This is a genomic window from Micromonospora sp. B11E3, assembly GCF_039871625.1.
Taxonomy (GTDB): Bacteria; Actinomycetota; Actinomycetes; order Mycobacteriales; family Micromonosporaceae; genus Micromonospora.
Genome location: NZ_JBDPMC010000059.1, coordinates 16,437 through 42,927 on the forward strand (window position 1 = coordinate 16,437; position 26,491 = coordinate 42,927).

General features: G+C 70.0%; 31 protein-coding genes and 3 pseudogenes. 16 read left to right on the forward strand and 18 right to left on the reverse strand.

What is annotated here, in order from left to right; all coding sequences use genetic code 11:
• Window positions 1-124: 124 nt before the first annotated feature.
• A pseudogene (locus tag ABGB16_RS24550) lies at window positions 125-301 on the reverse strand (PIN domain-containing protein); the annotation flags it as partial.
• Window positions 298-369 (reverse strand): annotated as a pseudogene (locus ABGB16_RS24555) (prevent-host-death protein); the annotation flags it as partial. The pseudogenes ABGB16_RS24555 and ABGB16_RS24550, both read right to left, overlap by 4 nt.
• Window positions 370-575: 206 nt before the next feature.
• Between ABGB16_RS24555 and ABGB16_RS24560 the strand changes: the two are divergent.
• Both ABGB16_RS24560 and ABGB16_RS24565 read left to right on the forward strand, forming a co-directional pair.
• Window positions 576-932, forward strand: coding sequence for a hypothetical protein (locus ABGB16_RS24560; RefSeq protein ID WP_347670451.1), 357 nt, complete (start codon window positions 576-578; stop codon window positions 930-932).
• 41 nt (window positions 933-973) lie between these two features.
• Window positions 974-1,948, forward strand: a complete 975-nt coding sequence (locus tag ABGB16_RS24565) for an alpha/beta hydrolase (protein WP_347670452.1) — start codon at window positions 974-976, stop codon at window positions 1,946-1,948.
• A gap of 74 nt (window positions 1,949-2,022) precedes the next feature.
• Here ABGB16_RS24565 and ABGB16_RS24570 read toward each other — a convergent pair whose 3' ends face one another.
• Window positions 2,023-3,171 (reverse strand): helix-turn-helix domain-containing protein, encoded by a 1,149-nt coding sequence (locus ABGB16_RS24570; RefSeq protein ID WP_347670453.1) that lies wholly within the window; start codon window positions 3,169-3,171, stop codon window positions 2,023-2,025.
• A 131-nt stretch (window positions 3,172-3,302) separates the two neighbouring features.
• On the opposite strand from ABGB16_RS24570, the gene ABGB16_RS24575 reads away from it, so the two are divergent.
• From ABGB16_RS24575 to ABGB16_RS24610, 8 genes are all read left to right on the forward strand, one after another.
• Window positions 3,303-4,292, forward strand: a complete 990-nt coding sequence (locus tag ABGB16_RS24575; RefSeq protein WP_347670454.1) for an alpha/beta hydrolase — start codon at window positions 3,303-3,305, stop codon at window positions 4,290-4,292.
• 79 nt (window positions 4,293-4,371) lie between these two features.
• Complete coding sequence (locus tag ABGB16_RS24580) at window positions 4,372-5,346, forward strand: sugar ABC transporter substrate-binding protein (protein ID WP_347670455.1); 975 nt, start codon at window positions 4,372-4,374, stop codon at window positions 5,344-5,346.
• Window positions 5,346-6,104, forward strand: coding sequence for an ATP-binding cassette domain-containing protein (locus ABGB16_RS24585; RefSeq protein WP_347670456.1), 759 nt, complete (start codon window positions 5,346-5,348; stop codon window positions 6,102-6,104). Before ABGB16_RS24580 ends, ABGB16_RS24585 begins: the two co-directional genes overlap by 1 nt.
• A complete protein-coding gene (locus ABGB16_RS24590) occupies window positions 6,101-7,117 on the forward strand; it encodes an ABC transporter permease (protein WP_347670457.1) in 1,017 nt (338 codons plus the stop codon). Before ABGB16_RS24585 ends, ABGB16_RS24590 begins: the two co-directional genes overlap by 4 nt.
• Before the next feature lie 256 nt (window positions 7,118-7,373).
• On the forward strand, window positions 7,374-8,831 hold the full coding sequence (locus ABGB16_RS24595; protein ID WP_347670458.1) for a mannitol dehydrogenase family protein: 1,458 nt from the start codon (window positions 7,374-7,376) through the stop codon (window positions 8,829-8,831).
• 163 nt (window positions 8,832-8,994) lie between these two features.
• Entirely contained in the window at window positions 8,995-9,891 is an 897-nt protein-coding gene (locus ABGB16_RS24600; protein ID WP_347670459.1) for a carbohydrate kinase, read from the forward strand.
• Window positions 9,892-9,941: 50 nt separating this feature from the next.
• Window positions 9,942-10,151, forward strand: a complete 210-nt coding sequence (locus tag ABGB16_RS24605) for a hypothetical protein (protein ID WP_347670480.1) — start codon at window positions 9,942-9,944, stop codon at window positions 10,149-10,151.
• Window positions 10,152-10,159: 8 nt separating this feature from the next.
• The gene (locus ABGB16_RS24610; protein ID WP_347670477.1) at window positions 10,160-10,531 is read left to right on the forward strand and encodes a hypothetical protein; all 372 of its coding nucleotides are present in this window, start codon (window positions 10,160-10,162) and stop codon (window positions 10,529-10,531) included.
• Between the two features lie 158 nt (window positions 10,532-10,689).
• Here the strand turns inward: ABGB16_RS24610 and ABGB16_RS24615 are convergent, their stop codons facing one another.
• A complete protein-coding gene (locus ABGB16_RS24615; RefSeq protein ID WP_347670460.1) occupies window positions 10,690-11,064 on the reverse strand; it encodes a type II toxin-antitoxin system VapC family toxin in 375 nt (124 codons plus the stop codon).
• Entirely contained in the window at window positions 11,061-11,279 is a 219-nt protein-coding gene (locus ABGB16_RS24620; RefSeq protein WP_347670461.1) for a prevent-host-death protein, read from the reverse strand. Before ABGB16_RS24620 ends, ABGB16_RS24615 begins: the two co-directional genes overlap by 4 nt.
• Before the next feature lie 157 nt (window positions 11,280-11,436).
• On the opposite strand from ABGB16_RS24620, the gene ABGB16_RS24625 reads away from it, so the two are divergent.
• The 4 genes from ABGB16_RS24625 to ABGB16_RS24640 all read left to right on the forward strand — a co-directional run bounded on the left by ABGB16_RS24625 (window position 11,437) and on the right by ABGB16_RS24640 (window position 14,795).
• Window positions 11,437-12,144, forward strand: a complete 708-nt coding sequence (locus tag ABGB16_RS24625; RefSeq protein WP_347670462.1) for a hypothetical protein — start codon at window positions 11,437-11,439, stop codon at window positions 12,142-12,144.
• Between the two features lie 154 nt (window positions 12,145-12,298).
• A complete protein-coding gene (locus ABGB16_RS24630; protein ID WP_347670463.1) occupies window positions 12,299-13,141 on the forward strand; it encodes a hypothetical protein in 843 nt (280 codons plus the stop codon).
• Between the two features lie 219 nt (window positions 13,142-13,360).
• Complete coding sequence (locus ABGB16_RS24635; RefSeq protein WP_347670464.1) at window positions 13,361-13,666, forward strand: hypothetical protein; 306 nt, start codon at window positions 13,361-13,363, stop codon at window positions 13,664-13,666.
• 46 nt (window positions 13,667-13,712) lie between these two features.
• Entirely contained in the window at window positions 13,713-14,795 is a 1,083-nt protein-coding gene (locus ABGB16_RS24640; RefSeq protein WP_347670465.1) for an NAD-dependent epimerase/dehydratase family protein, read from the forward strand.
• 178 nt (window positions 14,796-14,973) lie between these two features.
• Here the strand turns inward: ABGB16_RS24640 and ABGB16_RS24645 are convergent, their stop codons facing one another.
• From ABGB16_RS24645 to ABGB16_RS24665, 5 genes are all read right to left on the reverse strand, one after another.
• Window positions 14,974-16,167 carry a GNAT family N-acetyltransferase gene (locus ABGB16_RS24645; protein WP_347670466.1) on the reverse strand — a complete coding sequence of 398 codons (1,194 nt, stop codon included), beginning with the start codon at window positions 16,165-16,167 and terminating at the stop codon, window positions 14,974-14,976.
• Window positions 16,168-16,246: 79 nt separating this feature from the next.
• Window positions 16,247-16,930: an ABC transporter permease gene (locus ABGB16_RS24650; RefSeq protein ID WP_347670478.1), complete on the reverse strand. Its 684-nt coding sequence runs from the start codon at window positions 16,928-16,930 to the stop codon at window positions 16,247-16,249.
• A gap of 5 nt (window positions 16,931-16,935) precedes the next feature.
• A complete protein-coding gene (locus ABGB16_RS24655; protein WP_347670467.1) occupies window positions 16,936-17,787 on the reverse strand; it encodes an ATP-binding cassette domain-containing protein in 852 nt (283 codons plus the stop codon).
• Window positions 17,784-18,122 (reverse strand): PadR family transcriptional regulator, encoded by a 339-nt coding sequence (locus tag ABGB16_RS24660; RefSeq protein ID WP_347670468.1) that lies wholly within the window; start codon window positions 18,120-18,122, stop codon window positions 17,784-17,786. The genes ABGB16_RS24655 and ABGB16_RS24660 overlap by 4 nt, the downstream gene beginning before the upstream one ends.
• A gap of 186 nt (window positions 18,123-18,308) precedes the next feature.
• A complete protein-coding gene (locus ABGB16_RS24665) occupies window positions 18,309-19,028 on the reverse strand; it encodes a PP2C family serine/threonine-protein phosphatase (protein ID WP_347670469.1) in 720 nt (239 codons plus the stop codon).
• Between the two features lie 63 nt (window positions 19,029-19,091).
• Here ABGB16_RS24665 and ABGB16_RS24670 point away from each other — a divergent pair, with 63 nt between their 5' ends.
• Window positions 19,092-20,117, forward strand: a complete 1,026-nt coding sequence (locus ABGB16_RS24670) for an AAA family ATPase (protein ID WP_347670470.1) — start codon at window positions 19,092-19,094, stop codon at window positions 20,115-20,117.
• A 72-nt stretch (window positions 20,118-20,189) separates the two neighbouring features.
• Here ABGB16_RS24670 and ABGB16_RS24675 read toward each other — a convergent pair whose 3' ends face one another.
• On the reverse strand, window positions 20,190-20,657 hold the full coding sequence (locus ABGB16_RS24675; RefSeq protein WP_347670479.1) for a helix-turn-helix domain-containing protein: 468 nt from the start codon (window positions 20,655-20,657) through the stop codon (window positions 20,190-20,192).
• Between the two features lie 151 nt (window positions 20,658-20,808).
• Here ABGB16_RS24675 and ABGB16_RS24680 point away from each other — a divergent pair, with 151 nt between their 5' ends.
• A complete protein-coding gene (locus tag ABGB16_RS24680; protein ID WP_347670471.1) occupies window positions 20,809-22,038 on the forward strand; it encodes a benzoate/H(+) symporter BenE family transporter in 1,230 nt (409 codons plus the stop codon).
• An 87-nt stretch (window positions 22,039-22,125) separates the two neighbouring features.
• Here ABGB16_RS24680 and ABGB16_RS24685 read toward each other — a convergent pair whose 3' ends face one another.
• The 7 genes and pseudogenes from ABGB16_RS24685 to ABGB16_RS24715 all read right to left on the reverse strand — a co-directional run.
• A complete protein-coding gene (locus ABGB16_RS24685; RefSeq protein WP_145777574.1) occupies window positions 22,126-22,485 on the reverse strand; it encodes a hypothetical protein in 360 nt (119 codons plus the stop codon).
• Between the two features lie 186 nt (window positions 22,486-22,671).
• Window positions 22,672-23,331, reverse strand: coding sequence for a hypothetical protein (locus ABGB16_RS24690; protein WP_347670472.1), 660 nt, complete (start codon window positions 23,329-23,331; stop codon window positions 22,672-22,674).
• Window positions 23,294-24,433 (reverse strand): hypothetical protein, encoded by a 1,140-nt coding sequence (locus tag ABGB16_RS24695; RefSeq protein ID WP_347670473.1) that lies wholly within the window; start codon window positions 24,431-24,433, stop codon window positions 23,294-23,296. Before ABGB16_RS24695 ends, ABGB16_RS24690 begins: the two co-directional genes overlap by 38 nt.
• A gap of 43 nt (window positions 24,434-24,476) precedes the next feature.
• A pseudogene (locus tag ABGB16_RS24700) lies at window positions 24,477-24,950 on the reverse strand (ATP-binding cassette domain-containing protein); the annotation flags it as partial.
• Between the two features lie 282 nt (window positions 24,951-25,232).
• Window positions 25,233-25,493 carry a hypothetical protein gene (locus ABGB16_RS24705; protein ID WP_347670474.1) on the reverse strand — a complete coding sequence of 87 codons (261 nt, stop codon included), beginning with the start codon at window positions 25,491-25,493 and terminating at the stop codon, window positions 25,233-25,235.
• An 80-nt stretch (window positions 25,494-25,573) separates the two neighbouring features.
• Window positions 25,574-26,050, reverse strand: a complete 477-nt coding sequence (mscL, locus tag ABGB16_RS24710; RefSeq protein ID WP_347670475.1) for a large conductance mechanosensitive channel protein MscL — start codon at window positions 26,048-26,050, stop codon at window positions 25,574-25,576.
• 169 nt (window positions 26,051-26,219) lie between these two features.
• Window positions 26,220-26,491: zinc ribbon domain-containing protein (locus ABGB16_RS24715; protein WP_347670476.1), on the reverse strand; the 272-nt coding region annotated here is incomplete at its 5' end.

The following is a 26,491-nucleotide window of genomic DNA, read 5'->3' on the forward strand; positions in this document are numbered from 1 at the left end:
CTCCTGCAACGGGACTCCTGAGGCATGATCTTCTTGCTCGACACAAGTTGATCTACCAGGAGTCCCGTTCTCACTAACCAGCAGGGGTTGACCCGCCGATCACAGCCCTAACGCAACGGCGTTGCAGGTCAGGGGGGCCGGCGATCTTGCCCGCGCTCTGCTTGATGGTGATCTCCCACAGGCTGACCGGGGAGAGGAAGATGTCCGGGTCGTGGCGTAGCCGATCGAGGAACTCGTCGCCGAGAGTCGCATCGCCCGTGATGGCCCACAGCGCGACATGAGTGTCCAGCAGCAGGGTCATGCGCCGATGCCGAAGTCAGCGGCGATCTCGGCGTTGGTCTGGGGTGAGTCCCAGTCGCCGGAGAGATCAGGCCACGTGCAGCACCAAAGTGCAGCAGCTGTGGAAGCTGGGGCCTTACCCAGGCCGCTGGCGGTGTGTCGGCCACCAGGGCCGAGCGTCCGCACCTTCCGCCACTTGGCGGAGACGTACGTCACAACGCCCTCCATATGGCGGTAGGGCCTGGCCGTCCGGGCTCATAGGCTGCTTGCGTGCCGAGATGGCGCCATTCCCCACCGTGAAGGGTCTCGAAATGTCCAGCTCTCAACTGCGCTCGACGCGGGCAATCGCTATCAGCGGCATTTTGGGACTAATGCCGGGCGTCTGCAGCACGAGGCTCGAGGACGACTCTGACACCGAGCTGGCCGCAGCTGCTGACCGCGGAAAACCCGAGTCGCTGGTCTTCGTTAGTCCGGCGCGGGATTACGCCGCCCGGAAGACAATCGGTGACTGCATGCGAAAAGCCGCTGAGGCTCGGGGAATCGACCATACCGACATGGGTCCGAGTGGCGGAGCGGTGATCGCCACCTTCCAACTCGACCGTATCCAGCAGGCCATCGCCAATAAGCCTGACGGGTTCAAGGCCCGCTCGTGACCGCCGGCTCCGTCTCCACTGCGAATGGATGGTTGAACCAGGTGCCTTCGCTGCTGAATCCAGATGTTGCTGCCCTGCTGCGCGAGGAGGAGCAAGCGTCGATATTCGACCTCGACACAAGCGACCACAGCGTCACAAGCGACTATCACAGCGTTGTTGCGGCAGCGAGGACAAAATTCGGTCCGGCGATCGACCGGATGCGCGGCCCGTTCGACCTCGCGTCCTGGGAAGTCGATGTCCGAGACGATGCTCTCGAACTTCCGCACTCAATACCGATCCGGATCTATGAGCCGGTCGCGCTATATCGGGCCGCGACGACGATGGTCTACTTCCACGGTGGTGGGTGGGTCCTCGGAACCCTTGACACCTTGGACCCCGAACTTCGCTGGTTCAGCCATCGCCTGGGGTGCAAGATCGTCGCCGTCGACTACCGCTTGGCGCCGGAGCACCCATACCCTGCCGCTTTCTTGGACTGTCTAGGCGTAGTTCAGAAGCTGCACGAACTCTGGCCCAACGAACGCTTGTGTGTCGCCGGCGACAGCGCAGGAGGGAACCTCGCCGCCGCAGTGGGAATCGCGTGCCGGGATCTTGGCATCCCTCTGGTCGGCCAACTCCTTATCTATCCGGCGGTAGACCCGACGCAAGAACACCCATCCCACGAACAGTACGCGCAGGGATATCTGCTGACTCGCGCCGACATGGCGATGTACTGGGCGTGCTACCTCCCGGACAGACGAACGTGGGCGACTCCGACTGCGGTACCCCTCGTGGAAGCCGATCTATCCCGCGTGGCGCCAGCCGTCGTCGTCACTGCCGGCTTTGACCCGCTGAGCGACGAGGGCCATGAATACGCGGCCAGGCTGCGACTCAGCGGCGTTCGAGCGGAACATCTCCGGTCACCAGGACTTCCGCATGGGTTCATCACAATGACGGGGAGGATTCCTGCGGCCGCGGAGGCCGTGGAGCAGTTCCTCTTCCACTTTGCCGACGTCATCGACAGCGGCCCTCAAGGTTGAGCAGCACCATGCGCTGTCGATGGATTAGATCTTGCCCTTGCGGTCCCGAACGCGCTACGGATGGACCGCTCCGCCTAGGCGGTAACATTTCGTTCAGATGCCCCACTTCGGGCAGCTCCAACCGAGCTGGCGTGCAGACCCCAAAGGAGCAGTGCCAGGCCGAGGCGATCCCGGCTCTCAGGGAGCCGGACGTTGAATCGCAATACCTTCGAAACCCGGCTCAATCGGTAAGCGATGGAGCTGTGGTGCATGTGCAGAGCCTTGGCCGTCTCGCGCTCAGATCCGGACACGCAGAGCGTGCGCAGCAACTGGATGTCCGTGCCGCCGTCCCGGAGAGAGGCGAGTTCGGACATGGCTACAACATCGCGATTGCCAACCACGATCCCTGGAGGCAGCTCGGAGAGAAGAACCAAGCAGCCCAGATCCGACACACGCACTACGTTTTGTCGGACGGCGAGCGAGGCGAACCGTACGCCCTGACGAGCCGACCGCCACGCTTTGGAGGACTCCTCAACCGGTATGGGGTCACCGATGCACGCCAGGACGCCGTTGCCGAGGATCCCGTCCTCCAACGGTCCCGATGCGACGATGAGCGCACCGAGGGTGCTGGACAGGGCAGTGCCTGCGACGTGACGCCCTGTCGCGTGGGCCATCTCGGCACGGATTTTCGTCATCGCTTGGTGCATGTCGGTACGTGCATTCAGCGCGATCACGTCGACGAGTTGCCCGGGGGAGAATCCGAGGAGTCGTACGGCCTTCGAGCGATCGACCTCGGTCGCGTCTTCGTCCAACAGTACCTGCACGATCGCGGGGTTGCTGAGGCCCAGAGGCGAGGGCGTCGTCGTGTGTCTGGACCGGCTCTGGCTTGCGGCGACAGTCAACGCCATTCGGTCGACGATGAGGTCGTCCCAGTCACGCTTCGCCCCCGGTCGCTCAACCCACACACGGCCGATGTCGCCGCCCTCGAGGCGTACCTCGGCGACGATCGCGTCCTCCGAGGGACCGCACGGCTCTTGGAGTTCACCGTCGGCGTCCACAGCGCACGCCGTTCCGTGGCGACCGACGATCGCCCCTGCCGTGCCCTCCGCGAGCACGGCAGTGGCCCGAACGATCGCCTCGAGATCGGCGCCGTGGACGACAAGCTGGTCGAAGAACTCGATCAGTCGGATGCCCCGCTCAGCGTCCGAGTCAAGATCCGCGACCTTGCGCAAAAGGCCCTGCACGCAGGCATGATAGGGCAGACAGCCCCGACGTGCCCACTGTTTCCTCGACATCGCGTTCAGTCGTCCCCGCGCGGCCGAGTGCCGCTCCGGGGCTGTCGCCTGGAAGTGCCCTGCGCCGGTGGAAGGAGCGCATGATGGCGCCGAAGCGGCCAATCGATGCTGAGCTTGCGGCGCTGGCCACCTTGCTCCCCGAGATCGACCTTCGCGACCCAGAAGGAGCGAGGGAGATCGAACGGACGATCATCGGCGAGCTACGCCGAAGCTCACGTGCCGACGACTACGAGCGGATCCAGCTGCGCCGCCCCGACGGCTCGGAGCTCTCGGTCGCTCTGCACCGCCCGAGCCGGCCAAAGGCAACGGGCGGCCCAATTCCGGTGCTGGTGTTCCTGCATGGTGGCGGCTTCATCATGGGTGGACTCCATACCGAGCGTGAGCGATGCGCCCAGTACGCCGAAGCAGCCAAGTGTGCAGTCGTATCGGTCGACTATCGGCTCGCCCCAGAGGCCCGATTCCCGGCGGCGCTCGAGGACTGCCTGGCCGTCCTCGACTGGCTGGGCCGTGAAGCTGACGTGCACGGGTTCGATCGGGAGCGCGTGGCAATCGGCGGCCTGAGCGCTGGGGGAGCGCTCGCTGCGGCAACCGTCCTGTGTCTGCGGGACTCCCGTGAAGGCGTGCCCCAGACCCCTGACCTGCCACTTCCCGGCGACGGAGCGTTCTCCGTTCGCCTGGTCCTGCAGATGCTCCTCTTCCCGGTACTGGACGCATCCATGACAACCGTGTCGGCACGTGAATACACGGATACGCCGATACTCAAGGCGTCGATGTTGCCCGTCATGTGGCATCACTACCTTGGAGATCGCGGCGAGGTACCACGCTGGGCCTCGCCGTCTTCCGCTCAGAATCTGACCGGGTGTCCGCCGGCATTTATCGCGATCGCGCAGTTCGACCCACTGCGCGATGAGGGTCTTCACTTCGCGCAGCGACTGCTCTCCGCGGGGGTCCCCGTGGACCTTCACCTCTACTCGCGCACCTATCACTCGTTCGACACATTCCACACGACGCGGATGGGGCAGGTTGCCCGGCAGCACCAAGCTGAGGTGTTGACCGCCGCCTTTCGATAGGTCGACACCCAAACCGACTCAATGCCGCCGCAACCAGACAGGGGATCGGCGGACGACACGGAAACCAGGAGAAAGCAAGATGAAGAATAGCACACCACACACCGGAATCGTGGCCCTAGCTGTCGTGATGGGAGTCGCTTTGACAGCGTGTTCCACTCCAAAGAAGGAATCAAAAACCCCGACGCGGACTCAAGACATCAAGACGCTTCAGTTCGTCAACCCGTTGCCGGACACCAACGTGTGGAAGCAGATCAGCGACTGCATGGGCGAGCAAGCCGAGGCGCAGGGGATCGACTACACAGAGAGCGGCCCTCCGGCGTCGAAGCCTGCTGACGCGACGGTGATGATCCAGCAAATCCAGGATGCGGTCGCAGCTGGCAGGGACGCGATCGTGACCTTTCCAGCCTCTGGCGCGTTCGGTCCGGTTCTCAAGCAGGCTCAGAACTCGGGTGCTCTCACAGCCACCCTGTATGGCGATGGCTCCCCGGAGAGCGGAGCGACTGTCAATGCAGGGGTCGACTGGGGAGTGATTGGCAAAAAGTACGTCGACGCCATCGCCGCCCTTCCGGGGAAGCATGTGGTCGGCCTCGTCGCCGAGGCACCAACGGGCGTGGGTAAGTCCTGGATCGACGGAGTTAGGAAGGCTGCGGAGAACACCGATAACGTGACCGTTGTGGGTGAGGTCTACATCGGCGCCGACGCCTCGAAGGCGCTTCCTGAGGTCACGAGCCTTCTAACAGCGCATCCAGACATCGACATCGTCGCTTCGAACACCGGAATCATGACGCAGGGCGCTGTCGCCGCCATCAAGTCCAGGGGGCTTAAGGACCGCGTTCACCTGCTCGTGATCAACAACGCCAACGGCGGTCCCGAAGCGGTTCGCGACGGTTATGCCATCGGCGTGTACCTGCAGGACCTGTGCGATCTCGCCAAGCGCACCGTCGACGGCGTCGTTCAAGCATCCCGAGGCAAGGAGGTGCCCCTTATCGAGGTCGCGGACGTCATTGCGACCAAGGACAACCTCCAGGAGTACCTGAACAAGGGTTGGAACTGATGAGCGAGCCCGTGCTGGAACTGCGCCACGTGCAGAAGTTCTTCGGGTCCGTCTCCGCGCTCGTAGACATGTCGCTGACTGCATTCCCTGGGGAAATGCATGCCATCGTTGGTGACAACGGGGCTGGAAAGTCGACCGCCATCAAGATCATTACTGGCATCCACAATGCGGACGAGGGTGAGGTTCATTTCCTTGGTGAGCCTCTTCCGCAGCGCCGATCCGCGTCACATCTGACTGATCATGGCATCGCCGTCGTGTATCAGGACCTGGCTCTTGTCGAGTGCCTCGACATCGCGACGAACCTTTCCCTCGGTCGGCTGCCAAAGCGTTTCGGTATCCTCGATCGGAAGCGAATGCGTCGAGAGGCGAGCACAGTTTTGGCGGATCTCAAGGTCCGAGTGACCGACGTTTCCACTCCCGTCGGGCTCTTGTCCGGTGGCCAACGGCAGATCATCGCCATCGCTCGGGCCGTTCGACTCGACAAGCCTCTTATGCTTCTCGACGAGCCGACTGCCGCCCTCGGCGTGCAGGAGACAGCTCACGTGGGCGAAATCATCGATGAGCTCAAGCCCAAAGGCAAGGCAATTGTGTGCGTGAGCCACGACATCGACTTCGTCTTCCAACGCGCAGACCGCATTACCGTCCTTCGGCTCGGCAGAACCGTCGGCACCCGACGGGTCACTGACACGACCCGTTCGGAAATCATCGGGATGATCACAGGCGCGATCGGTCCGGACACGGATGGAGCCCCGGCATGACCAGCGTTGCACCCGCGGCCGCAGGAGACGCGCGGATGAAGGAAGCCACTCCGACTCTGCTTGGGCTACGTCGCGTATTCGCGCGGCAGGAGGTGTCGTTGCTCCTGGTCGTCCTAGCGATTGGGTTTGTGGCGTCCTTGCGATCGCCCCTTTTCTTGACGCATTCGAACATCTTGCAGGTCCTCGAAGGCAGCGTCATCTACTTCGTCATGGCGTGCGGGTCCGCCCTGCTCGTCATCGGGGGAGGGCTGGACTTTTCCGTGGGCGCCACCTTCACGCTCGGGGGACTCGTAACGGCGAAACTCCTGGCTTCTGGTGTTCCGGTACCTTTCGCCATTCTTATCGGGCTCTCCATATGTGTCGTCGTCGGCGCGGTAAACTACTGCGTCATCACTTACTGGCACGTCCCGCCAATCATTGCGACTCTTGGAGTGTTCTACGTCCTGGTCGGGGTGACGACTCAACTGACGGACGGCCTCGACGTGGTCCCGCTCCCGTACGAATTCGAGCTTCTGGCCCAGAGCAGTGTCGCGGGGATCCCGAACACGGTCATCTTTGCGGTGCTCGCTGGTCTTGCCACCTGGTTTCTGCTCGAGCACACGGCCTTTGGAGTGAACATCCGCGCGCTGGGAGGCAATCGCGGTGCTGCGATCGGCAACGGTCTACCCGTTGCCCGTTTGGACTTCGCCGTGTACGCCGCTGCCGCAATCACGGCGGGGGCTGCCGGCATCCTGTATGCATCGCGGGTCGGATCCGGCCAGGTCAATGCCGGTGGCGCTACCTCAACTCTCATGGTCATCACTGCTGTGCTGATCGGCGGCGTCAGCTTGCTGGGTGGTCTGGGGAGCATCCAAGGAGTTGCGATCGGCAGCGTACTGCTGTCGCTGATCGACAACGCCCTCGTGCTCACCCGCGTTCCGCCGACATACAACAGCATCATCATCGGCGCGATTCTCGTCGGTGCAGTCGCCTTGGACCACCTCCGTCGCGTGCGGTTGTACCGGAGGCGATGACAGGTGAGCCGCCTAACAACCCAGTTTCTCGAAATTCGCAAAGGTCTCCGACTTCGAGACGCTCATCGCGACGCCAAGCTGTCGGCCAGCGAGCGGTGACGCCGGCAACGACTATCGGAGCCGGTCGCTGAAACACGGTACCGTAGCACACCTCACTCTCGGCGACATCCAGCTCGCCCACCGACCGGGCGGGTGGGGCCAGCAGAATCCACACGGCTGCCAGGCGCGCCGTACGAAATTCAATCGAGGCGCATCGATGTTAAATCACGTTGATCCGCGATGCGGGCGGCCCAGATACGACCCATCCGGGCTCTCCGTCGGGATTGTTCACTTCGGCGTTGGGAATTTCCACAGGTCGCACCAGGCCATGTTCCTGGACCGGCTGTTCGAGCGGGGCGAGGACCTCGACTGGGCGATCTGCGGCGTCGGCCTGCTGCCCGGCGACCGGCGCATGCGGGACGCCCTCGCCGGCCAGGACACGACCTACACGTTGGTCGAGCGCCGGCCGGGCGGGTCGAGCACCGCCCGCACCATCGGCGCGATCGTCGAGTACCTTTTCGCGCCCGACGATTCCGAGCGGGTGCTGGAACGGCTGGCCGACCCGGCGACCCGGATCGTCTCGTTGACCATCACCGAGGGCGGCTACAACACCAGCGACACCACCGGCGAGTTCGACGGATCGAACCCCGCAGTGCGGCAGGACCTGCGACCCGGCGCGGCGCCGGCCACCGTCTTCGGCTACGTCGTCGAGGGCCTCGCCCGCCGCCGCGCCAGGGGCATCCCGCCCTTCACCGTCATGTCGTGTGACAACCTGTCCAGCAACGGCGACGTAGCCCGCAAGGCGTTCGTCGCCTACGCGCGGCTGCGCGACCCAGGTCTCGCCGACTGGATCGACGAGACCGTCGCCTTCCCCAACGGCATGGTCGACCGGATCACGCCGGTCACCACGGACGCCGACCGGGCGTACGTCGCCCGGGAGTTCGCCGTCGAGGACGTCTGGCCGGTGCTGTGCGAACCGTTCGTCCAGTGGGTCCTGGAGGACCACTTCACGCTGGGGCGGCCCGCCTTCGAACGCGTCGGTGTCCAGGTCGTCGCGGACGTCGCACCCTACGAACTGATGAAGCTGCGGCTACTCAACGCGAGCCATCAGGCCCTGGCGTACCCCGGCTACCTGCTCGGACACCGTCTGGCCCACGAGGCCGCCTCCGACTCCCGGCTGGTCGAGCTGCTCACCCGGTACATGGACGAGGAGGCCACCCCGACGCTGCGGCCGGTGCCGGACATCGACCTCGCCGCCTACAAGCGCTCGCTCCTCGACCGGTTCGCCAACCCGTACGTCCGCGACACCCTGGCCCGGCTGGCCACCGACGCCTCCGACCGGATCCCGAAGTTTCTCCTGCCGGTCGTGCACGACCGGGCCCGGCTCGGCCAGCCGGCACCGATGGCCGCGCTGGTCGTCGCGGGCTGGGCCGTGTTCGCCGCGGACGTCGACGAGCCCGGCGCGCCGGACCGGCAGAACGCCGCCGTCGCCGCGGCCGTGCGACGCCAGCAGGTGGACCCGATCGGGTTCCTGCGCGACGCCGACCTGTTCGGCGACCTGGCCGAACGTCCGGTCTTCGCCGACGCGTTCGCCGCGAGCTACCGCGACATCCGAGCGGGCGGCATCGCCGCCGCCCTCGCGGCCCGCCTCGGCTCGTCCGCTGACGTCTCCTGATCCGTCGTTACCCGTCCTGATCCCTCGCCCGTCCTGAGAGGAGAGCCATGTCCGCCGCATTACCGGGCCCGTGGTCCCGTGCCGAGGCCCGCTGGGTGGCCGCCGACCCCGAGCGGGTCGAGTTCACGCCCGGGCTCGCTGTGGCAACAGGGGCGGTGGCGGCATGACGGGCCCCGCCCGGGCGTTCGTGATCGGCGAGGCACTGATCGACGTCATCGTCCGTCCCGACGGTACCGACGAGATCCCCGGCGGCAGCCCAGCCAACGTCGCCCGGGGCCTCGCCCGGCTCGGTGTGCCGACCGCGCTGCTCACCAGGATCGGCGACGACGACCGCGGCCGGCTCCTGCTGGCGCACCTGGCCAGCGCCGGCGTCGACGTGCTGCCCGCAAGCGTTCACTATGGACGGACCGGGTCCGCGACGGCCACCGTCGACGCCGCTGGCGACGCGAGCTACGCCTTCGACATCGACTGGGACATCGACCCGGCCGCGATCCCCGACGAGGCAACCGTCGTGCACACCGGCTCCATCGCCGCCTTCCTGGAGCCGGGTGCCGGGAAGGTCCGCGCGCTGCTTCGTGACCTGCGGGGGCGGGCGACGCTGACCTTCGACCCGAACGTCCGCCCCGCGGTCCTCGGCGCCGACCCCGTCCCGGCCCGGGTGACCTTCGAGGCCGTGGCGTCGCTCGTCGACGTGGTCAAACTCAGCGCCGAGGACGCCCACTGGCTATACCCCGGCCGCACGCTCGACGCGGTCGCCGAGCACATCGTCGGCGCCGGTCCCCGGCTCGTCGCCGTGACGCGCGGCGCCGCCGGCTCCACGCTCCACGTGCCGGGGCACACCGTGCGCATCAGGGCGGCCGCGGTCGACGTGGTCGACACGGTGGGCGCCGGGGACAGCTACATGGCCGGGCTGATCCTCGGCCTGCTCGAAACACCACCCGCCGCACTGCACCGGCTCGGCGCCCTCGCTGCGGCCGCCGCGGCCTACACCGTGTCCCACCGTGGCGCCGAGCTGCCCAGGTACCGCGACGTCGCAGCCCATACTTCAGAAGCGAGCTGATCGACCATGCAGCTGTTCGAGGGCTGCCTCGAGCCGTCTCGCCCCGTCAGGTGAACACACATTGGGCCCGGCCGCCAGCCCGGATCAGCGCCGCCGCGGACCGCGCCGAAGACGCCGCCGGCCGGATCGCGGCGGCGGCACTCGACGAGATACCCGACGGCGGCACCATCGCCGTGGACGCCGGGGCGATCACCGCACGGATGGTGGCAATGCTGCCCCACGGCCGCGCCATGATCGTGGTGGTCAACTCACCGCCCTGATCACGCGGCTGCCCGCCCGCCGGACGATCACCGCGTTCCTTGTCGGCGGCCGACTGCGCAGCGACACGTTGACGGCCACGGACACGTGGGCCCTGCGCACCTGGGCGTCGCTGTACGTCGACGTGGCCTTTGTTTGCCCCTCGGGCTGCTCCGTGCGGGGCCTCAGCGCGGCCGACCCGGCGCTGGCGGCGGCCGGCCGCGCGTTGATCGCGGCGGCGGGCCGCACCGTGGTGCTGGCCGAGCGGACCCGAATCGGCCGGAACGACCCGGCACGCTTCGCCGCGCTGTCCGACGTCAGCCTGTTCATCACCGACCATCGGCCCAGCGACGCGGAGGCCGCCGCGATGGAGGCCGAGGGCGCGAGGTTTCGCCGGGTCTGACAGGGACAGCCGGTCGGGTAGGAAGAGCGCTGCGGCGGTCGGGTGTGGTGGTCAGGCCACCGCCACGTTGATCGCGCGACGGGAGGCGTGAATTCCCGCACGTCCGCGCTGGATCCGCATGCCCGGGGTGCCGGTTCAGCGGCTGTGGGAGCCGCCCCTCACACCTTCAGGACATCCACGTCGTACAGCGCTATCGACGTGTCGCGGGAGGCCAGAGTCATCCTTTCGGCGGTCGCCTGTGCCACCAGCATGCGGTCGAAGGGATCGCGGTGATGCGGTGGCAGGCGGCGGGCGGCGATGGCGTGGGCGTGGGTTACCGGGAGTGCGCGAAAGCCCATGTCCCTTACCCGCTCGGCCAGGTCAGGGGGGCCGGCGATCTTGCCCGCGCTCTGCTTGATGGTGATCTCCCACAGGCTGACCGGGGAGAGGAAGATGTCCGGGTCGTGGCGTAGCCGATCGAGGAACTCGTCGCCGAGAGTCGCATCGCCCGTGATGGCCCACAGCGCGACATGAGTGTCCAGCAGCAGGGTCATGCGCCGATGCCGAAGTCAGCGGCGATCTCGGCGTTGGTCTGGGGTGAGTCCCAGTCGCCGGAGAGATCCAACTGACCGGCGAGGGAGCCGACTGCGGTGCGGTTGGCCCGCCGTACCAGCGGCACGACCTTCGCCACCGGAGTGCCTGCCCGGTCGATGATGATCTCCTCGCCGTCGGGTCGTCGGGTACCGCTCGATGCCAGTGAGCTGGGCAAACTCAGTGATAGTGGGTCACCAGCGATGGTGGCGGTGTGGTTCGCATGGTGGTACCTCCGGCCCACGTTTGAACTGGAAGGTGGCTCAGCACCACTACCCCCATTTCCATCTATATGAAGTTTGCTCGATTGTGTGTGAACGCGGAGCATGGCCTGGATGCACCAGGATAAGGCTGTGCTCGCCGAACCGACGATGCTCCTCGTCCACAGTCCGCTCCTCACCGCAGCGACGTGGGACGCTCTGCGGCCGCACCTCGAAGCGGCGGGGTGGCGCGTGGCCGTACCGGACCTCCGCCCTCTGGTCGACGCACCGTCCTTCCACGCGGCGGTCTGCGCCGCGGCGGCTGCCAGCGTCACCCCCGGTGCGCCCACCGTCGTCGTCGGCCACAGCCGGGCGGGTGCCTACCTGCCCGGCATCGCCGACGCGGTCGGCGGCGACCGGCTGGACGTCGTCTTCCTGGACGCCCGGCTGCCGCACCCGGGCACCAGTTGGGTCGGATCGCTGCCGCCGGAACGCGTCGCCTGGCTGCGGGAGATGGCGGTGTCGGGCCGGCTGCCGACGTGGGACACCTGGTTCCCCGCCAACTCCCTCGACGAGCTCCTGCCCGACCCTGGCCAGCGTCAGGTGCTGCACGGCCTACCCGAACTGCCGTGGCAGGTCGTCTCCGAGGTGCTGCCCGCGCCGGGCGGGGCGTGGAACTCCGCCAGGCACGTCTATCTCCAGTTGAGCGCCGCGTACCAGTCCACGGCCGAGCAGGCGAAGGAACGCGGGTACCGGGTCCGGCGCATGGACGCCGACCACCTGGCGATGGTCACGCAGCCGGCGACGGTCACGGATCTCCTTCTGTCGGCATTACGGAAATAGCCGGCTCGTTGGTCCGAGTGCTGAGGTCGGCGTACTGGCACAGACCCAGGGCCACGCGCGGCCTGGCGTGGGTACCTGCGGTTGCCGCGGCCTGGAAACATCGAAGGCGGTCGCGAGTCGCCCTGGAGGGCACATGTCCAACCGCGGTTCTGGCTTGGTGTTGCTGGTCTTGAGTTTCCCGCTGCTGATGCTGGGCATCCGGGACTGGAAGGAGGCCGATCGGGAGGCGGGTGTCCGCGCGTGGCAGCTACAGCAGGCCGCGTCGGCCTCGGATCCACGCGTACGCGCGGACTTCGCGGACTACGCCGAGAGCACCCTGTACCGGCAGCAGGACGCCGAGCAGAGCCGCAACTGGCTGCTGGGCATGGCGGTCATCGGCGCTGGCGCCGGCATCGTGCTGCTGTTCACCGGACGCCGCCGGGCGGCCACCGTCGAGGAGTCCGAGGAGGTCGCCGCGGCGGCCGAACCGCCGCCGCCCCGCTTCCGCCCGTGCCGGGCCTGCCAGTGGCGGATGTCGGTCGAGGCGAGCGCGTGTCCGCGTTGCGGCTGCCCACACGAGCCGGAATCGGCGGTCGTGGAGAGTGCGTCGCCGCTGCCGATGCGCAGGGCGCAGTTCGCGTTCTACCTCGCGCTGCTCGTCCTCGGGCTCGGCTCGGCCGTCGTGATCTACACGGTTCTGTTCGACGGACTGTCGGAGACCGAGCTGGTGCGGATCTCGCCGTACTGGTTGTTCCCGAGCGTGTTCGGATACTACGGGCTGGTGGCGCTGCGGATGGAAGCGCGATTGCAGGCCAGCCACCGGGACAATGTCTCGGATCAGCTTCTGGACGTCATCAAGGAGATCGGCGGCCACCTGGGACAGGCGTTCGCGTTCCTGGTCCACGCGCCGTTCCTGATCGTCAAGAGCCGCCAGCCGTGGGTCGTCGCGTTCGTCGGTTCGCTGATCTGGGCGATGGCACTGGTGGTGTTCTTCGACGTGGTCTTCCCCGGGCTGTAGGGCCGGCGGCGGATAGCGCCATGGATGCTCGGACCCGGTCCCGGCTACCTCGTCATGCCGCGTGCCGCGGCCCGGCGGGGACTTCATGGTCTACTTCCGCAGCCGATGGGCCGACCACCTGTACCGCAGCGTCTCGCCGGACGGGATCACCTGTGCGAGCAGCGTGACGGGCGGCACGGCGAGGGGTAGGTCCGCGCGCGGCGGGGAATCCCCGGCGGCATGAGGATGACCAGCACCCCGGCCGTGGCGGCGTCGGGCGAGCAGACCGGCCCCGACGGGGTCCGCCAGCCCGGCGGCGAGGTGCACGCCTGGCTGCCCGGCCAGAACCAGACGCTGTGCGGGCTGCCGCTGAGCCGTACCAGGCTGCGCCGGTTCCCGCACGTCCCGTTCGAGTATTCCTCGACCGACGTCCTCACCGAGGCGGACCCGGTGGGGTGGGTCTGCCCGCGCTGCCTGGCCGCCACGGGGGGCCGCCGGGACCGGAAGCAGAAGCAGAGCTGGGTACGCACCTCGCCGCGTCCCTGACCCGGCTGCGGGGTTTGCTTCCGGCCCAGCGGGTACCGGGCCTGGCATGCGGATCGTGGTGGTGGGGGCCAGCGGCAACGTCGGGACGGCGCTGGTGCGCCGGCTGCGCCGGGAGCGGGGGGTGGAGCTGGTCGGGGTGGCGCGCCGGCTGCCGGGCCGGGAGGCCGGTGAGCCGTACGACTCGGTGGAGTGGCACTCGTGCGACATCGGGGCGCCGGGTGCCGCCGACCAGCTCGGGGTGATCTTCGCCGGGGCGGACGTGGTGGTGCACCTGGCCTGGCAGATCCAGCCCAGCCACGACCAGCGGATACTGCGCCGAACGAACGTCGACGGCAGTCGGGCGGTGGTCGGGGCGGTACTGCGCGCCGGCGTGGGCGCGCTGGTGTACGCGTCCTCCGTCGGCGCGTACGCGTCCGGCCCGAAGGACCACCCGGTCAGCGAGCGGTGGCCTGCGACGGGGGTGCCCGGGTCGTCGTACAGCGAGCACAAGGCCGAGGTGGAGGCGCTGCTCGACGAGGTGGAACGGGAGCACCCGGGGCTGCGGGTGGTGCGGATGCGGCCGGGCCTGACGTTCCAGCGCGCCGCCGGCACGCAGATCACCCGGTACTTCCTCGGGCCGCTGGCCCCGGTGCGCCTGCTCCGGTACGGCCGCATCCCCCTCGTGCCCAGCAACCGCCGGCTGCGGATGCAGGCGGTGCACGCCGACGACGTGGCCGACGCGTACGCCCGGGCGGTGCTCGGGGACGCGCGGGGCGCGTTCAACCTGGCGGCCGACCCGGTGCTCACCCCGGAGCTGGTGGCCCGGCACTTCCACGGCTGGACCGTGCCGGTGGCCGCCCCGGTGCTGCGGGGCGCGGCGGCGCTGACCTGGCTGGCCCGGCTGCAACCGATCGACGCTGGCTGGGTGGAGCTGGCCCTGCACGCGCCGCTGATGTCCAGCGGGCGGGCCGAGGCCGAGCTGGGCTGGCGGCCCGCGGTGGATTCCGTGACGGCACTGCGCGACCTCTTCACCGGCATGGCCGAGCGGGCCCACACCGACAGCCCGCCGCTGTCCGCCGCCCCCGCCCTCCCGGGCCGCCCGGCCGGCCTCCTGAAGGCCCGCCCGGCGGGCGAGGGCAACCCGTACTGACGTGCCCCGGCCGGACATGTCCCCGGTGATCATGGGGTTGGCGGTGCGACACGCCGGGGCGGGGACCGCCAACCCCATGATCACCGAGGCGAGGCCGGCGAGGCGAGGCGAGGCCGGCGAGGCGAGGCGGGGCCGGTGGGGCGGGGCGGGCGCGGCGGGCGCGGCGGGGTGGGGTTGGTCAGAAGGTGGCGTGCAGGTGGGGGAGGTGGCGGGGGAAGAGGCGGCGTAGCTCGGCGGCGGCGTCCGGCGGCACCCGGCCCAGGCTGCGGACGTCCACCTCCGCCGGGTCCAGCACCCCGTACGCCAGCGCGGAGAGCCCCGCGGCGGTGAGCGTCGCGGCGGGCGCGTCGCCCCCGGCGGTCCCCGCCACCAGCTCCAGCCGGCCGGTCGTGCCGTCGAGCAGGTGGCTGCCGCCCAGCCAGCGGTCCCCGGTCAGCTCGACGCGAACCCGTCCCGGGCCCGCCGGCAGGCCGGCCAGCGCGTCCAGGGAGAGCAGCCGGGCCATCGGCGCCGGCGACCCGGGCTGCGCGAGGCGGGCCTCGACGTGCACGTCCAGGTCGGTCAGCCACAGCTCGGGCAACTCGTCGGGCGGCACCCGCAGGCGTACGCGCTCCACCTGGTCGACGTGCCGGGCGAGGAACTGCAGCAGCAGGGCCCGCGCGTACGGGTCGGTGACCAGGAGGTCGTCGGCGGTCAGCTCGCCGCCGTAGTCGTCGATCGTGTACGTCAGCACGCCGACCGTCGTACCGTCGCGGCGAACGGTGACCAGCCACCGGGCGTCGTCGTCGCGCAGCGACACCGCGCGGGCCTCGGGGAAGAGGGCGAAGCCGTGCCGCTCGGCCACGCAGCGCTCGGTGAACGCCCGGTGCTCCGCGTACCCGGTGCCGATCCGCTCCCAGCCCAGCTCGCCGGGCAGCTCGGCGCGCAGCAGCGGGGCCAGTCCGGCCGGGGAGAACGCGACCGTACGCGACATGGGCAGCCCGACGTAGCCGAAGTGCTCGTAGAACGAGGCGCGAAACGGGTACAGCGCGCTCAGCCGGTACCCTTCGTCGCGCATCTCGTCGAGCAGTTGGTGCAGCAGGGCGCGGACGTGCCCCCGCCGGCGGGCCAGGGGATGGCTGGCCACCCCGGAGATGCCGGCCATCGGCAGCACACACCCGCGCAGGTTCTGCCGCATCGGGATGGCCGAGGCCGTGGCGAGCGCCTCGCCGTCCTCCTCGACGACCAGCGTGCGGTTGGCCGCCCCGTACGGCAGGTAGCGGCGGAACGCCTCGATCCGCTCGGGCCGCTTCGGGGACGCCTCGAAGGCGTACGCCTGGAGCGGGAAGGAGGTGGTCTGCCGCTCCTCGGCGGTCACCCGGCGGATGGTCATCCGCCCATACCAACCCGCCCGCCGGGCGGGCGCAACCGCAATTGCCGCGGGTCGCCCGGCGCGCGGCCCGGCCGCGGCTTCAGCCGAGCGGCAGGTGGCGCAGGTGCCGACGGCGGCGGAGCCGGAGGCTGAACACCGCCGCCACGACGACGACCATCCCGACGGTGACCGCCAGCCCGTGCAGCGAGCCGCGGGCCAGGTACCCGTCGTCGGTGTGGTCCACCGCCCAGGTGGCGATCTCCCGGCTCGACCAGAACGGGGTCAGCTTCGCCCCGGCGCCGGCCGGGTCGATCAGCATCTGCACCGTCACGATGGTCAGCAGCAGCAGGGTGCCCTCCAACTCGCGGGGGAGCAGCGCGCCGATCAGGATGCCCAGCGGCGCGGCGACGGCGACGCAGCAGAGCATGGCCACGGCCACCCCGCCGTACCGCAGGTCGGGCGCGTCGAACGCGATGAGCAGGAAGAAGGGCAGGGCGATGACCAGCCCGGCCACCCACAGCCCGAACATCCGGCCCAGGTAGAGGTGGTGCGGGCGGTAGCCGGCCAGCCGCAGCCGCGGCTCCAGCTCCCGGGCGGCGCTGGTGGCGAACAGCGCGGCGGTGCTCACCGCCCAGCTGATCCCGAGCAGCAGCGAGCGCACGGACTGCCCGACGTAGGCGTCCCGCCGGATCAGGTAGAAGGTGAGCGGCAGCAGCAGCATCAGCGCCAGCACGCCCCGGCGGCGCAGCAGCTCCCGCAGGGTCATCTCGGCGACGGTGACCATCCGGTTCACGCCCGTCCTCCCCACCCGGCCCCGCCGTCGCGCACCGTCCCGCCCGCCGGGGTGAGGTCGAGGACGGCGTCCACCCGGTCGAGCTGGTTGAGCAGGTGGGTCACCACCACGATCGCCCGGCCGGCGTCGCGCAGCCGGCCGAGCTGCTCCCAGAAGTCGACGTACGTGCCGCGGTCGAAGCCCTGGTACGGCTCGTCGAGCAGCAGCACGTCCGGCTCGGCCAGGGTGGACATGGTCAGGTTGAGCTTCTGCCGGGTGCCGCCGGACAGGTGCCGGGTCAGCACGTCCCCCGGGGCGTCCCAGCCGAGCTGCCGGGCGGCGGCCCGCCCCGCCCGGCGGGCCTGCCCCCGGGCCAGGCCCTGCCCCGTCCCGACCAGCACGAAGTGCTCGTCGGGGAGGAGGAAGTCGGAGGTGCCGCCCTGCTGCGGGCAGTACCCGAGCCGGCCGGTGACCGTCACCTCGCCCTCGTCCGGGGAGATCAGGCCGGCGCAGATCCGCAGGAACGTGCTCTTGCCGCAGCCGTTCGCGCCGACGATCGCCGCGATCTGGCCCGCCCGTACGGTGAGGCCGGCGTCGCGGAGCACGGTGCGCCGGCCGTACCGCTTGGTGATGCCCCGGGCCTGTAGCCGGACCGGGCCGGGCGCCGCGGGCGCCGGCGGCGGCGCGCCGATGCTCTCCGCGATGGCGGCGGCGTACCGGCCGGGAGGTCCGAACACGACGGCCGGGTCGCCGCCGCCGTCGCGCAGGTGCGTGGCTGCCTCTGCCACGACGTGCCGGGCGTCGTCGGGGCGGACCCGCCGGTGGTGCAGTTCGGCCGCGAACGCGCGCAGCCACTCGTCGGGGTTCATCGCTCGGCCCTTTCCGTCAGGAGCCCGGTCACCGGGGTGACGAACGCGGCCCAGTCCCGCCCGCCCTGGCGCAGCGCCGCCCGCCCGAGATCCGTGATCTGGTAGTACTTGCGGGCCGGCCCGGCCGTGCCCTCCCGCCATTGCGCGGTGACCAGCCCGGTGCGTTGCAGGCGCAGCAGCACCGGGTAGAGGGTGCCGCCCTGGATCGGCCCGATCCCGGCCGTGTCGAGCGCCTGGGCCAGCTGGTAGCCGTACGACTCGCGGTCGCGTAGCAGGCCGAGCACGCAGAGGTCGAGCACGCCACGCAGCCACTGGCCCCGACGCTCGATGTCCACGCGGCGACACTAGCGACACCATCTATATTGCACAACTATCTAGCCGGGCGCGGCCCCGCCCGTGCCGAGGTGCCGGGCGTGCCTGTGCCGGCGTGCCGGGCGTGCCTGTGCGGGCGTGCCTGTCGACCTGGACGGGGCGGGTCGCCGGGCCGACGCCCGGCCGGCGCCGGCCCGGGGGCGGGGCTGTCAGGCCGCGGTGACGTCGGAGACGACGACGGTCACGTTGTCCGGTGCGCCGGCCTGGTGGGCGAGCTTCACCAACTGCTCGCCGCACTGCTGGCGGTCGCCGTACTGGGCCAGGGTGGCGGCGATGGCGGTGTCCTCCACGTAGTCGGAGAGCCCGTCGCTGCACAGCAGCAGCCGGTCACCGGCCAGGAGGGTGATCGTGCCGATCGCCGGTGGCGTGTCGACGCCCTGCACGGCCCGGGTCACCAGCGACCGCTGCGGGTGGTGCCGCGCCTGGTCCGGGGAGAGCGCGCCCTGGTCGACCAGCGCCTGGACGAACGTGTCGTCCCGGGTGAGCTGGGTGAGCTGGTTGTCGCGCAACAGGTAGCAGCGGGAGTCACCGACCTGCGCGAGGACGAGGACGTCCCCGGCGAGCAGGCCGGCGGTGAGGGTCGTACCCATGCCCTCGCGGGCCGGGTCGGCGGAGATGGCGGCCCGGATGCGCTGGTTGGCGGTGCTCACCACGGCCCGCAGCGCCTCGGCGGCCTCCTCCGGGGCGGTCGGCGGTTGCAGCTCGTCGAGGATGCGGACGACGATCTCGCTCGCCAGTTCCCCGGCGGGCAGGCCGCCCATGCCGTCGGCCACCGCGACCAGGCGGTCACCGGCGAGGGCGGAGTCCTCGTTGTTGCTCCGGACGAGGCCGACATCGTTGAGGATGGCCGAGCGAAGGATCATCGTCATGGGTCAAGCTTGCCAAGATCACCCTCGCGCCGTCTGTACGCACTAGTGCGTAGGGTGGAAAGAATGATGCCGGTGTCCATGGTCGGGCGCGCCGGAGAGCTGGCGGAGCTCGACCGGGCATGGTCCACACTGGCGGTCGACGGCCGGCCCGGCCCGGTCGTCGCGGTGCTCACCGGCGCCGCGGGTGTCGGCAAGAGCCTGCTGGTCGCGGCGGCGCTGGAGGCGTTCACCCCGCGGCCGGCGGTGCTGCTCAGCGGCGCGGCCCGGCTGCACAGCCCCGCCCCGTACGACTGGCTCGCCGCGGTGCTCAGCGGGCGCGACACCGGCCGCCTCGGCCTGCCGTCCGACGCGCTCGCCTGGCTGGCCCAGCACCCGACGGCGCCGCGGGAACGCTACGCCCCGGGCACCCTGCTGCGGCTCGCCGTCCGCACGGTCCGGCTGCTGGTGGGGGCCGGCCCGGCGGTGCTGGTGGTGGAGGACCTGCACGCCCTGGACCCGGCCAGCCTCAACCTGCTCGGCGAGCTGGCCGCCGCGCCGGACCTGCCGGCGCTGCTGCTGGTGGCGAGCCGGCCCGCCGCGGACGCGGTCGCACCGGACCTCGCGGCCCGCGTCCTGTCCCGGCTCTGCGGGGTACGCGGCGCCGTCCGCCAGCACCTGGGCCCGCTCGGCCCGGCCGGGGTGGCCGAGGTGCTGACCCAGGTGTACGCGGGGAGCCCTCCCGCGCCCCGCCTGGTCGACGCGGTCTGGCAGCGCACCGGCGGCAACCCGTACGTGCTGACCGAACTGCTCGCCGCGCACGCCGGCCAGGGGCCGGACGCGCTGCTGCGGCACCCGCTGCCGGAGCACCTGCGCGTCCCGTCGCCGCGGCCCGCGGTCCCGCCCGACGCCGAGCTGACCGGCCGGGAGGTGGAGGTGCTCGGCTGCCTGGTCGCGGGGATGTCCAACAAGCAGGCGGCCCGGGCGCTCGGCATCTCGGTGCGGACGGTCACCGTGCACGTGTCGAACCTGCTGCGCAAGACCGGTTCGGCGTCGCGTACGGAGGCGGCGTTGTGGGCGGTGCAGCACCAGGTGCCGGCGCGGCAGGGCTGACGGGCTCACCCCCGCCGGCGATGCGAACCGGGGCGTGGGCGTCGATGGCAGCGGCAGGGCTGGGCTGGCGGCTCACCGGCGCGGGTAACGCAGCAGGAGGCTCGCCGACACCTCCTCGTCGCCGACCGCCGCGTAGCTGTGCGGCACGTCGGACGTCCAGCGCAGGTGGCCGCCGACCCCGGCGGTCAGCGGGGCGTCCGCCGGCCCGGCGCGGAGCACCCCGGCGAAGACCGTGACGTGCTCGGTGACCCCGGGCTGGTGCGCGGGCGAGAGCTGCCCCGGCCCCGGGGCGACCCGCATCCGGTACAGCTCGTACGTCGCGTCCGCCTCGGTGAACACCTCCAGCAGCGTCGCGCTCACTGCCGCGCCGCTCACGGTCGGGGTGGTGGCCGGCCCGGCGAGCACGGCGGTCAGCGGCACCCCGAGCTGGGCGGTGACCGCGTACAGGGTCTCCAGGGTCGGGTTGCGGGTGCCGTTCTCCAGGCCGGAGAGCGTCGCCTTTCCCACCCCGGCCAGCCTGGCCAGGGTCGACAGGGACATCCCCCGTTCCTCGCGCAGTTCGCGTACGCGGCGGCCGACCGGGCCGGCGCCGGTGTCGATGGCCCGTCCCCGGGCTGGTGCAGGCAGCTCCACCCCGCTATGGTGCTACACGCTCTGCGTTCCGTAAACGGAACGATCGGGAGGGGGAGACGTGGCCGGCCTGCTACAACCCGTGCTCGCCGGGGTGGTGACCGCGCTCGTCGGCTTCGCCAGCTCGTTCACCGTCGTGCTGGCCGGGCTGCGGGCCGTCGGCGCCAGCGAGGCCCAGGCCGCCTCGGGCCTGCTCGCGGTCTGCGTCGCGTCCGGGGCCTGCGCCGTGTGGCTGGGGCTGCGGCACCGGCTGCCCATGGCCGTGGCCTGGTCCACGCCCGGCGCGGCCCTGCTGGTGGCCACGGGTCCGGTGCCGGGCGGCTGGCCGTCGGCCGTCGGCGCGTTCGTCGTCTGCGGGGCGCTGATCGTCGCCGCCGGGCTGTTCCCCCCGCTCTCCCGGGCGGTGGCCGCCATCCCCGGCCCGGTCGCCAGCGCGATGCTGGCCGGCGTGCTGCTGCCGCTGTGCACCGCCCCGGTCCACGCGCTGGTCGAGGTGCCGCGGCTGGCGGCGCCCGTGGTCGTCACCTGGCTGGTGCTGCACCGGTTCGCGCGGCGCTGGGCCGTGCCCGCCGCGCTCGTCGTGGCGGCGGTCGCCATCGCGCTGACCACACCCGGCGGGATCGGCGCGCACGGCCTGCGGCCCGTGGTCGCCCTCACCACGCCCGAGTGGACCGTGCCGGCCGTCGTGGGGCTGGCGCTGCCGCTGTTCCTGGTCACCATGGCCGCGCAGAACGTCCCCGGCATGGCGGTGCTCGCCGGGTACGGCTACCGCCCGCCGCTCGGCTCGGCGCTGCGGGTCACCGGCCTGGCGAGCGCGCTCGGCGCCCCGGTCGGCGGGCACGCGGTGAACCTCGCGGCGATCACCGCCGCGCTCGCGGCCGGCCCGGACGCCCATCCGGCCCCGGAGCGCCGCTGGGTCGCCTCGGTCACCGCCGGCGTCGGCCTGGCCCTGCTGGGCCTCACCGCCGGGGTCGCCACGGCCCTCGTGCTGCTGTCCCCGCCCGTGCTCATCGAGGCGGTGGCCGGGCTCGCGCTGCTCGCCGCGCTGGCCGGGGCGGTGTCCGCGGCGGTCGCCGATCCGGACGCCCGGGAGGCAGCCGTGGTGACCTTCGTGGTCACCGCCTCCGGGGTGAGCCTGTTGGGCGTCGGCGGCGCATTCTGGGGACTGGTCGTCGGCTGGCTGGTGCTGCTGCTCTTCCGCCGCCAGCGGCCGCGGCCGCGGGTGCCGCGGGAGCCACCCGCCCCGGCGCCGGCGTCACCCGCCCCGGCGCCGGCCGGGACGGCGAACTGAAGCCCATGTCGGCGACATGGCGGGATCCGGGCAGCATGGACACCCCCATGTCGGCGACATGGCGGGATCCGGACACCCCCGGGCGGGTCACTCCTCCCGGGGCAGGCTCGCGGCGGGGACGTCGAGGCGTACCCGGCCGTCGGTGACGGCGGTGATCTGGTCCGCGAGCACGTACACCGCGCCCGTCGGGGCGAGGTCGGTGGAGACCTTCAGATAGCCCGTACGCAGCAGGCGGGCGGCCAGGTCGGCCGGGACGTCCGGCTCCTCGACGGCCGTCGCCCCGATCAACTCGTCCAGGCTGCCGCCCGGGTCGACGGTCGGCGCCTGGACCGTCACCGCGTTCGGGTCGCCCCGCTGGACGAGGTCCACCGTGCCGATCTCGGCGCCGGTCACGTCGACCACCGGCATCCCGGTGGTGACGCGGGAGATGCCCGCCTGCTGATCGATGCCGCGCTGCTTCATCCAAGCGTGGTTCCCGACCCGCTGCCCGACTAAACGCGCACTGCCCGTACCGCGGCCCTTGGAAGTGCCACCCGATTGATGGGTTCGTTTTCGAATTACGGTGTGAGTGGAGTGTCGGGGATGGTGCGTGGAGGCGTTCGGGGAAAGCGTTCGGGCCCTCGTTTGCACGTGTCAGGTCCAGCGGCGACGGCGCCACGGGGTCGCCGCGTAGGCTGCAACGCCTGCGGCGAAGAGTGAGGCGCTGAGGAAGAGGCTGGGCAGGTCATCGTAGGGGCGTGCGCTGAACTCCCACCAGTGGTATCGCTGGTTTCCGCCGTATCCCCAGTACCACAACACGACGGCGGTTGCTGCGGGCAGGGTCCAGGCTAGTCGCCATCCGAGGATTGATCCTGCGATCAGAGCAAGTCCGAACCAGGCGGTCCAGGCACGAGCGGTGATTGCGAGTACCGCTGGGTGCAGCACGATTGCACAGATGGCCAGGTAGATCGCTAAGCAGCCGAGACTCAGGCCGGTTAGATAGCGGCGCTGCATCGACATCAGGTGCTGGGTTGCGACCACTTCCAGGTCGGCGAGCGGGCTGGTCAGCGCGAGGACGGGTAGTACGGCGGCGCCCATGGCGATCATGCGCCACAGGGGAATTGTCGCCCTGCTCGCTTCGACGGCGGTGGGGATCGGTGTCTGCACCAAGCCGAACCAGGCGGCAAGACCGCCCAGCAGAACCGTGACGGCCAGGACGGACCGAGCAGGCCTGACAGCGAGAAACAGCCGGAGCCCGCTTGTTGCCACGGGCACGTCAGTGTCCGGGCCGACAGTAACGCCCACGGAGATCACTCACCTCTCCTTCAGTCCAGCGGAACTGATCGGTGCGGGGCAGATCTTTGGCGACGGCCCGTCCCTTCGCCCACGCCTGCTGCAACCCCTCTGGGGCGTTGGTGTGGTAGTCGGGGCTCCCTCCGCCAACCAGATAGGCCTCCAGCCACTTGTCGACGACCGCAAGTCGGATCTGGTCCGGTTCGGTGATCTCCATCCAGTCGCACGCCTGGAGGTCCTGCAAGCCGAAAGTCACGTTGGTGATCGCCTTGCCGATGTCACCGGCGTAAGACCACCGGCTCCCCTCCAAGATGTGAAAGACCGGCGAGTCGGCCTCGTAGTCGAGGTGTTTCGTCCCGTCGGGTCCGATGTAACTGCTCTTCACCAGTCCGATTTCGTTGATTAGCGGTGGACGCTTGAAGGCGCTGGGAAGCTGGTCGATGCGTGCGTTGATCTCCCGCAACTCTGGAAGATACTTCTCGTGCTCGGGCCAGATACACAGCCTCGTCGAACCGTCGAGGCAGAGCGCCTTGTCGCCCAGCGGTTCCCGGTCGGCAACCACGGCAGTAACGCCCATGACCACAAGGAGGGACAACGCTACCGGGAGCAGTGCGGCGGCTCTGCGTCGCCGCTGCCGCGGCGCCTCGACGCCGGCCAGCCACAGGGTGACCAGCAGCAGGGCCGCAGCGAGGCCCAGGCGGAGGGCCATCGGCACCGGAGCGACCGCTACCTCCGGCCGGCCGGACACCACGACGAATCCGACACGGTCCAGTAACACGGTGAGAAGCAGGAAGCCCATCGCCGCCGCAAAAGCAGAGAAGACGGGGCCGAGCAGCCGGCCGCACGCCCAGCCGAGAGCGACCGCCAACAGGATCGCGAACAGACCGAGCAGAACGTAACCCAGCCACAGATGCACGCCCGGCGGAAAGGTGCGGGCGGTCACCGTAAAGGCCACCACTTGGCCGATCAGGTAAGGAACCAGCAGCACGGCGAGGGCCGCGGCGAGTCGGTGCGCCTCGACACGTGCGGGATGGACACGCGCCGCCCTCAGTTGCTCCTCGACCCCCTGCCGCGTGGGTGCGCTCGCCGCCCATGCTGCCGCGCCGGCTCCGAACACCCCCAACAGGTACGCGGGTACCTGCCCGGCCGCACCATGTGGGCTCGTCTAGCAGCACAAGCCGGGGCTGCCCGACAACCGCCCAGGCAATACCGGCACGTCTGCGCATGCCGCCGGAGAGGCTGCCCATCTTCGACCGCCTGCGGTCGGTGAGGTCGACCATCTCCAGCGCCTCGCCGACCGACCGTCGCCACCGCTTGGCCGGGAGCCCTCGCATCCAGGCCGCATAAGTCACGAAGTCGGTGACTGTCATCTTCGGGTCGAAGCCGAACTCTTGCGGCAAATAGCCGATCCGGTCGCGAACGAACCGGGCGGATTTCTCCCCTGATACCTGTATGCCATCGATGTATATGCGGCCGTTTCGTGGTGGCATGACGGTCGCGAGTGTGCGGAGCAAAGTAGTCTTACCTGCCCCGTTCGGGCCCAAGAGGGCGGTGATCCCTGGTTGCAGTGCGGCGCTCAGGTTGTCGATGACAGTCGACGTTCCATAGCCCTGGGAAAGTGTGTCGAGTACTACGCTCATGCAAAAGGCTCTCTCGTTTCAGGTAATACGCGAATGAAGGAGTGTGGCTGTCAGCCACACTCCTTCACCCATCACCAGCAGTTGTTACACGTAGGTCGGCAAGTGGCGGCGTCGGTGCTTTCTGTTGCGGCCTGCCAGTGCAGGGTCTCATGTGGATGGCATGCTTGTTCTCGACGGCAGGGGGCAGGGTGGGCAGGTCGGCTCCTCGCCCTGCTTGCGCCGCTTGGCCAGCTTGTTCATGGGGAAGGTCAGAGGAAGTGCAAGCGCCGTCGCGGTCGGCGGTCAGGTGTGCCCGTCCGGTGTCGGGGTCCACGCGCCCGGCGGGCGGGGGGACAGTTCGCGCCAGCCGTCCGTGCCGGCGAGCAGCGCGCGCACGGTCTCCTCCGCCTCCTCCACGCTGTCGTACTCGTAGAACCGGGAGACTCCCTCGGCGCCGCCGGCCCGCTGCTCGACGTGCCACCGGTCGGCGTCCACCCGGAGGAAGACGTCCCGCCGGGCCAGCCGCCCCCACCTGCCGTTCCACCAGTGCCTACGCTGCTCCATGCCCGGACTCTATCGAACACCTGTACGACACGAGTCGGCCCCCGCGGGAATCCCACGGGGGCCGGCGTGCGGGGTGCGCGTCAGCGCGGAGCGGGGGGCTCGGCGCGGCGGCCGAGCACGTCGTCCAGGGCGCCGCGCTGCTGGGCGGGGGTGGCGTGACCGGCGGCGACCAGCGCGTCCCGGATCTCGGTCAGCAGCTTGATCTCCTCGCTCGGCGCCTTCGGCGGCGGCTCCTCGCCCCGCTGCCGCCGCTCGGCCAGCTTGTTCATCGGGAAGACCACGAGGAAGTAGAGGGCCGCCGCAGTCAGCAGGAAGGTGATCGCCGCGTTGACGAAGGCCACCCAGTCGAACGGGATCTCACCGCGGAACTTCGGCGTGGTCCCGCTGATGCCTTTCTTACTGCCGGTGATCAGCAGGATGAAGACCCTGACCAGTGGTTCGAGGAACGACTTGGTCAGCTGCGTGACCACCCCGGTGAACGCCGCGCCGATGACGACGCCGACCGCGAGGTCGACGACGTTTCCGCGCATGATGAAGTCCTTGAAGCCCTTGAGCATCCGTACTCCCGTGCTGTCCGGTTTACCGTTGTCCGGAGCAACCTATGCCGTTCGGAGAATCTCAGCGATTCTCTTCCTGCTTCGTAGGTCCGTGCCCTGGCGTGCCGGGGTCTTACAGGTCCTCCACAGGCGTTTGGTGTCTCCGGGGAACTGCCCGGCGACATGACTGTCAGGTGGCGGCGTGCATGGCGGCCAGCAGGTTCCGGGCGGCGTTGTGGTCCCGCTGGTGGATGCTGCCGCACTGGCACGTCCACACCCTGTCGGACAGGGTCAGGCCGGTGTTGATCGCCGCGCAGTCGCCGCAGGTTTTGCTTGACGGGTACCAGCGGTCGGCCGCCCACAGCGTCGATCCGTACCAGGCGGTCTTGTATTCCAACTGCCGCAGGAACTCGCCGAACCCGGCGTCGGACACGGCGCGGGCCAGGCGACGGTTGCGGAGCA

Coding starts and splice junctions, on each gene's coding strand:
- ABGB16_RS24575 (WP_347670454.1), top strand. CDS start 3,303: ATGATGGCGCCGAAGCGGCCAATCGATGCTGAGCTTGCGGCGCTGGCC.
- ABGB16_RS24580 (WP_347670455.1), top strand. CDS start 4,372: ATGAAGAATAGCACACCACACACCGGAATCGTGGCCCTAGCTGTCGTG.
- ABGB16_RS24585 (WP_347670456.1), top strand. CDS start 5,346: ATGAGCGAGCCCGTGCTGGAACTGCGCCACGTGCAGAAGTTCTTCGGG.
- ABGB16_RS24590 (WP_347670457.1), top strand. CDS start 6,101: ATGACCAGCGTTGCACCCGCGGCCGCAGGAGACGCGCGGATGAAGGAA.
- ABGB16_RS24595 (WP_347670458.1), top strand. CDS start 7,374: ATGTTAAATCACGTTGATCCGCGATGCGGGCGGCCCAGATACGACCCA.
- ABGB16_RS24600 (WP_347670459.1), top strand. CDS start 8,995: ATGACGGGCCCCGCCCGGGCGTTCGTGATCGGCGAGGCACTGATCGAC.
- ABGB16_RS24615 (WP_347670460.1), bottom strand. CDS start 11,064: ATGACCCTGCTGCTGGACACTCATGTCGCGCTGTGGGCCATCACGGGC.
- ABGB16_RS24625 (WP_347670462.1), top strand. CDS start 11,437: ATGCACCAGGATAAGGCTGTGCTCGCCGAACCGACGATGCTCCTCGTC.
- ABGB16_RS24635 (WP_347670464.1), top strand. CDS start 13,361: ATGAGGATGACCAGCACCCCGGCCGTGGCGGCGTCGGGCGAGCAGACC.
- ABGB16_RS24640 (WP_347670465.1), top strand. CDS start 13,713: ATGCGGATCGTGGTGGTGGGGGCCAGCGGCAACGTCGGGACGGCGCTG.
- ABGB16_RS24645 (WP_347670466.1), bottom strand. CDS start 16,167: ATGACCATCCGCCGGGTGACCGCCGAGGAGCGGCAGACCACCTCCTTC.
- ABGB16_RS24650 (WP_347670478.1), bottom strand. CDS start 16,930: ATGGTCACCGTCGCCGAGATGACCCTGCGGGAGCTGCTGCGCCGCCGG.
- ABGB16_RS24655 (WP_347670467.1), bottom strand. CDS start 17,787: ATGAACCCCGACGAGTGGCTGCGCGCGTTCGCGGCCGAACTGCACCAC.
- ABGB16_RS24665 (WP_347670469.1), bottom strand. CDS start 19,028: ATGACGATGATCCTTCGCTCGGCCATCCTCAACGATGTCGGCCTCGTC.
- ABGB16_RS24670 (WP_347670470.1), top strand. CDS start 19,092: ATGATGCCGGTGTCCATGGTCGGGCGCGCCGGAGAGCTGGCGGAGCTC.
- ABGB16_RS24675 (WP_347670479.1), bottom strand. CDS start 20,657: ATGTCCCTGTCGACCCTGGCCAGGCTGGCCGGGGTGGGAAAGGCGACG.
- ABGB16_RS24705 (WP_347670474.1), bottom strand. CDS start 25,493: ATGGAGCAGCGTAGGCACTGGTGGAACGGCAGGTGGGGGCGGCTGGCC.
- mscL (WP_347670475.1), bottom strand. CDS start 26,050: ATGCTCAAGGGCTTCAAGGACTTCATCATGCGCGGAAACGTCGTCGAC.